General features: G+C 39.3%; 7 protein-coding genes and 1 pseudogene. 4 read left to right on the top strand and 4 right to left on the bottom strand.

Going from position 1 to position 5269, the window contains the following annotated elements; all coding sequences use genetic code 11:
• From C4E06_RS27205 to C4E06_RS27190, 4 genes are all read right to left on the bottom strand, one after another.
• Positions 1–750 (bottom strand): hypothetical protein (locus C4E06_RS27205; protein ID WP_107671429.1); only part of this gene is annotated, 750 nt, incomplete at its 3' end.
• Positions 751–792: 42 nt separating this feature from the next.
• Positions 793–1065: a hypothetical protein gene (locus tag C4E06_RS27200; protein ID WP_232826401.1), complete on the bottom strand. Its 273-nt coding sequence runs from the start codon at positions 1063–1065 to the stop codon at positions 793–795.
• Positions 1066–1076: 11 nt separating this feature from the next.
• A complete protein-coding gene (locus C4E06_RS27195) occupies positions 1077–1664 on the bottom strand; it encodes a hypothetical protein (protein ID WP_157951274.1) in 588 nt (195 codons plus the stop codon).
• Between the two features lie 81 nt (positions 1665–1745).
• Positions 1746–2153, bottom strand: a complete 408-nt coding sequence (locus C4E06_RS27190; RefSeq protein ID WP_198649093.1) for a hypothetical protein — start codon at positions 2151–2153, stop codon at positions 1746–1748.
• Positions 2154–2392: 239 nt separating this feature from the next.
• On the opposite strand from C4E06_RS27190, the gene C4E06_RS27185 reads away from it, so the two are divergent.
• The 4 genes and pseudogenes from C4E06_RS27185 to C4E06_RS28525 form a co-directional block, all read left to right on the top strand.
• Positions 2393–2608 (top strand): helix-turn-helix domain-containing protein, encoded by a 216-nt coding sequence (locus C4E06_RS27185; protein WP_232826400.1) that lies wholly within the window; start codon positions 2393–2395, stop codon positions 2606–2608.
• A gap of 227 nt (positions 2609–2835) precedes the next feature.
• Positions 2836–4323 (top strand): DUF3854 domain-containing protein, encoded by a 1488-nt coding sequence (locus tag C4E06_RS27180; protein ID WP_198649091.1) that lies wholly within the window; start codon positions 2836–2838, stop codon positions 4321–4323.
• Complete coding sequence (locus C4E06_RS28530; RefSeq protein WP_198649090.1) at positions 4287–4841, top strand: DUF5906 domain-containing protein; 555 nt, start codon at positions 4287–4289, stop codon at positions 4839–4841. Before C4E06_RS27180 ends, C4E06_RS28530 begins: the two co-directional genes overlap by 37 nt.
• Positions 4842–4855: 14 nt before the next feature.
• A pseudogene (locus C4E06_RS28525) lies at positions 4856–5269 on the top strand (DNA primase); the annotation flags it as partial.

The raw sequence follows: 5269 nt of genomic DNA, 5'->3' as shown, positions 1-5269 counted from the left end.
AATTTGAGGATAAATTTGTAGAAATAATATGGTTTTGATAATTAAGTCACTTATTTTTACCATAAAAGCTTTTTCTTCAGATTGATTAAAAGTTTTTGGGTCGTAAGTATCGGGAAAGTTATAAAAATCGAAGCCACCTCTAATAATTTTTCCTGCTTTGACATTCAGATTTTCCATATATCCCAAACCGTACATTGTTGTACTCCAGGTAATAGTTTCTGAAAGTTTTGGAGGATTTTTTAAAGTGACATAATTTCTAGTAAAATTACTATCAATTAAAATATCTTTACCTTTTTCCCCTGCTAAAAAATGTTTAAAGTAAATAAATTCAACAGGAAAACCATCAGGAGAAATGATTAAGTTTTCTGGTAGAATTAAAATAGCTTCTTTAAAAGGCATTTTGATTTCATCAATAACTGATGGTAAATCAGTTTTAAGTATCATCTTCAACCATTCTTTTTCTAACCAGTAAAGGGGTAATTGATTTTGAATTATACTTAAAGAAGCTAGGACATTTTCTTGCCAAACAATATCATCTAAATAACTTTTTTGATTAAACATCGAAGGTAAGATATTATCACTATTACCTGTCATAGCCAAACAGGAAATAATCATATTTTTGATTGAGCCGTAATCTCTTACATTTTGATAATTATATTTATTTTCTATGTCTTTATATAAGGAACCTTCAGTAATATTTTTCTTGATTCGCTTAAAAATTGACTTAGCATCTTCTTGAAGATTATTCATTGTCCTTTCTCCTATTTAATAATTAAATCGTTTAACCTAATTTTAGTATTTAGTAGTTTTTTGGGTTAACTGCGATAAAGGAATCGGGTCGTCATCAGGTTGATTTTGGTCCCAACAACGATCGCAAAGTTCATCCCCGTCACCACCATTACACCAAGAGGTTAACTGGCCACACTGTTCACACTCGAAGGTTTGTTCGGGTTCGCATCCAGAACAAAAAGGAGTAGAAGGATTATGAACTTTGTGGCAATCAATGGGAGGTTTGCGAAGGAAATAGTTGAGATTTTGCCTTAAGTTATGAAAATTCGTTAACATAACGTTTTGCATCAATTAAACTCATGTTGTTCTTGCATTGCAGTGAAATAACCTTCTTGATAAGCTTTTGTCGGATTGTTTCTTAAAGGTTTTCGATTTCTACGATCTTCGAGTCCCTGTTTAAAATCTTCCTGATGCTTTTGCCAAGGATTTGCGAGACTGATTGTAGTAAGAGAATCGACATCATCAATCAAAATAGAACAATTCACCAGCTTTTCAAAGGATTTTCGGTCATAAGCTTTCCAACGTGGCTTTTTATACCGTTGTTCTTTTTCGTCATAGTCATAAAATATTTCGTCAACGGTTTCAAGGGACTCTTGCTGTTGTTGGAGACTACGGTGATGTCTCGGATAATGCTCAAACCAACGAATGGGGTTTTGTAGCCTAAAATGAAACTGCACAATGCTTGAGATATTTTCGCAACAGTTGGTGATCGACGTTCCTGTATCTGGAATGTCTAAGTCTGAAAATAGTACAATGACAGGGTTTTGTTGCCAAATTCTTAAACGACACTTTGAGTCCCAAGGATTATTAGGCTTATGGGGATAGCCAAATCCTTTCCAGATGATAATATTATCAATAATTGGTTGATTGTTCATGATTAGCTCTAATTTCATCAATTATGGACTTTTTTTTGAAAAAGAAATAAAGTAAGGTGGGCATTGCCCACCCTTGATGGTTTAAAATTCAGCGTTGGGAAAACACTGATGATAATCCAGAATATAAAAGCCTTTAAATTGGTCTTTATGAGGTTCAAAAGCTTCTAATACCGCTTTTCTGCTCACTTCAGTCACAGCAAAGCTGATAACTCGCTCTTCCTTGGGATAACTATGGCCATCATCGGGATCAATGGCTAATTCATGGGTACACAGGGTAATGGCAACCTCGATAGGGTTTTGTTCGGTGTATTGAGTGATCGCTAATTCACAGTCGTGGGTTAAGGGATGAAAAGTCTTAGCCATTCTCTCAAAGGCTGAACACCATCCTCGACTGCGAGAGTCTCGGAAATCGGTGAACATGGGGCAATTAAGACAGGTATTGCACTGGGTTAAGCCCTCGATAGGCTGTACATCTTGGTTCTGTTGCATAATGAAAGTAATAAAAGAGTTAGGGAGAGCCGAGAAATTTTAGTTTCTTGCGCTCTCTTTTGTTGTCAGTTAAGGATTTTTCTCTTTCGGTGTTTGTTCGACCAGTTCTCTCTGGTAACAAAAAATGAAACTCCTTAACTGTAAATATATTAGCGTAAAACTATTTACGGTGTCAATAGTTTTATGCAAGGACTTTTATGTTATTATTCTGGTATAAGACTTTTATGGGTAAATTGCCAGTGAGTAGAATCGCACAACTAAGAGAACAGGCCGGGTTAACGCAACGAGAGTTAGCCCTGAAAGTTGGTGTAACTGAAACAACCATCAGAAATTACGAGAAAGGTCGTAGCGTCCTTGAATGGATAGAAAGAATTATTCGCTTATGTGATGCGCTTCAGTGCGAGCCAGCAGACTTGATTGAATACGTAGAGGCAGAATTAGTCAGCGAAAAATAAGCTTGTCCCTACCTAGTAGGGGGTATTCGGCTATTTTTATTTGGATAATTAGTCAAAAAAAAGCTGTATTTCCTCGTTGTTTCTGCTTCAAAAATACTGCTTCCGAACCCAGTTGATGAGGAAAATACAACTTCATCAATACATATATATATTTACTATTGTACTTGCCAGCATTTAAGAACGGAAACTCCTGGGAGATATAGCGGTATATCTGCAATGGAGTAATCATGAATAACATCAACGAAAAGCACCGCAATGAATGGGTTATCGGTTCTGGAGTCGACCCAGAAATCGTCTTACTCAACGTGAGATCGCTTATTGGCCTCGCCACTTACGATTTCTTACTATACTCAGACAACGTACCCCGTCGGAACGATGGACGAATCAACAACAGAACCCTAAAAGCCAACGTCCACTTAGAGGACGGGGGATATGGAGTCAACGCCATTGACCCGGAAACAGGAGAAGACATTCTCTGGGGCCAGCTTAAACCCAATAACCCCAAAGTTACCCCCGATGGTAAAACCCGAAAATATGAAGTTCCCCCCTATGAACCGGTTGAAGCCATCTGTCTTAAGGTTTCTCGACGTATCGGCTTAAAAGTCGCCAAGAAGTCGGGATTATTAAAAGAATACCGAGAAAGAATTCGAGAACAATGGATATTAACCGAGGGGATAACCTATAAAGAATTTCTACGGCAAAAAGATCAATTATTCTGGAAATGGGTGAAGGAGAATCCAGAAGTGGCGATCGCCGTTGTTGAGGGAACCAAAAAAGCAGGAGCCTTATTATCCCAAGGGGTAGCGGCCATTAGCATTCCCGGAATATGGAACGGTTCACCCAAAGACGACGGAAACCCCACGTTATTGCCACAGCTTCAATACTTAGCCCAACCGGGCCGCGAAGTAGTTATCGTCTTTGATCAAGACGAGAAGTTTAAAACCCAAGCTGCGGTAATAGCGGCCAGGGAGAGGTTAGCGTCGTGCTTCCGTGATGCTTGTTGTAAAGTTTTGTTTCTAAGTTGGGAGACACCGGAGAAAGGCATTGATGATGCGATCGTTGCCAACGGGGCCCAATGGTTCGGTGAAGTATGGGAAAATCGGAGTAATGAACCGGCCTCAATCAAAATAACTCAACTAGAGCATGACTTACCCAAATGGAATGAGAAAAGGGTATGTGAGTATTTAGCCTCTTTATACAAAGATAGACTCATTTATGAAGGGATAACGAAAGAATGGTATTTGTATAATGCTGAAAAAGAAGGAATATGGGATTTAATCACTAAAGAACGTTTAGAACAGAGGTTAATGCTAGAACTAGATGGATTAGTTGACAAAGCAGAAACCATTAGCCAGCAAATTCAAACGGCGATAAGTGCCGTAAAAGGAAGTAACAGGGATAGGTCACAAAAATTAGAGTTAATAGAGCAGTTAAAGGCACAAATCCCAAAAGTATCAGATTATAAGTTCACTTTTGTCGAAGCAATAGGCAAACGGTTATCTAGGGTATTGTTAGTCAACGAAATGTCCACCAATAGTCAAAAAGGACTTATCCCCTTCCGGAACGGGGTATTAGACATTGAGACAAAGGACTTGTGGCCCCATAGTCCCACAAATTACTTAACATGGTGCTTACCGTATGACTTTAACCCCTTGGCATCTTGTAACCCTATCAAGCAATGGCTTTTAGAAATGATGGAAGGGACGCAACCTTAGTTAACCTAATTAGGGCATATCTTCATGGCATCGTCACCGGACGGGCGGACTGGCAGAAATTCCTGGCTTTGTGTGGACCGGGGGGAAGTGGAAAGTCCACGTTAACCAAATTAGCGATCGCCTTAGTTGGAGCCGAGAATGTTCATGTCACCGACTTAGACATTTTGGAAAAAGATAAGTTTGAAACCTCCAACATCAAAGATAAACGGCTGGTGATAATCAACGAAGCCACCAGTTATAAGGGGGTAAAGAAACTCAAGGCATTAACAGGAGGCGATCGCCTAAGATTTGAGCAGAAGTATAAGCAGGCCCTAGCAAGTTTTTATCCGAATGCTTTAGTAATCATCACGTCGAACGAGCCGATTAAAACTGGAGATCATACCAGTGGGTTATACCGTCGAGAGATTCCCTTATCAATGAATCAGCGTATTGCTGACAAGGATCAAAGGAAGCTGATAGATCATGACAGGAATAACAATATAACAGGGAATTTGCCCCACACATACCAGGGCTTCTAAATTGGGTTTTAGAAATGGATTCACACCAAGCCACCCAAATTATCAAAGACCCCTACAACTACGCCCCAGGATTGCGAAAAAGCAAGCTAGAGAACCTAATTGATACCAATAGCATTGCAGCATGGTTAAACGAGAAGGTGGTTTACATCGAGGACTATCAAACCCAGGTCGGTTGTAAGTCACCTTTGGGAGAATCAAAGGAAACTATCTGGTTATATGCAAATTACAGCGAATATTGTTCATTATCGGGAGTTAACGCCATATCTTTAAGTCGCTTCTCTTTCTTGTTGTTAGACCTGTGTAACAATCAATTGGGTTTCACCGTTAGCAAAGGACGCGATCGCAAAGGGGCATTTATTCAGGGGTTGAAAATCCGTGACCATCTCGATGAGGACTTACCACCGTTAATCGAAGGATTGTATAGTCCA

Origin of the sequence: Cyanothece sp. BG0011 (assembly GCF_003013815.1) — a bacterium.
Classification (GTDB): Bacteria; Cyanobacteriota; Cyanobacteriia; order Cyanobacteriales; family Microcystaceae; genus Crocosphaera.
This window is presented reverse-complemented; position numbering and strand designations above follow the sequence as displayed.

What these genes read in the sequence shown, in the direction of transcription:
- C4E06_RS27195 (WP_157951274.1), bottom strand. Translation starts at nt 1,664, where the DNA reads ATGAACAATCAACCAATTATTGATAATATTATCATCTGGAAAGGATTT.
- C4E06_RS27200 (WP_232826401.1), bottom strand. Translation starts at nt 1,065, where the DNA reads ATGTTAACGAATTTTCATAACTTAAGGCAAAATCTCAACTATTTCCTT.
- C4E06_RS28530 (WP_198649090.1), top strand. Translation starts at nt 4,287, where the DNA reads ATGGCTTTTAGAAATGATGGAAGGGACGCAACCTTAGTTAACCTAATT.
- C4E06_RS27180 (WP_198649091.1), top strand. Translation starts at nt 2,836, where the DNA reads ATGAATAACATCAACGAAAAGCACCGCAATGAATGGGTTATCGGTTCT.
- C4E06_RS27190 (WP_198649093.1), bottom strand. Translation starts at nt 2,153, where the DNA reads ATGCAACAGAACCAAGATGTACAGCCTATCGAGGGCTTAACCCAGTGC.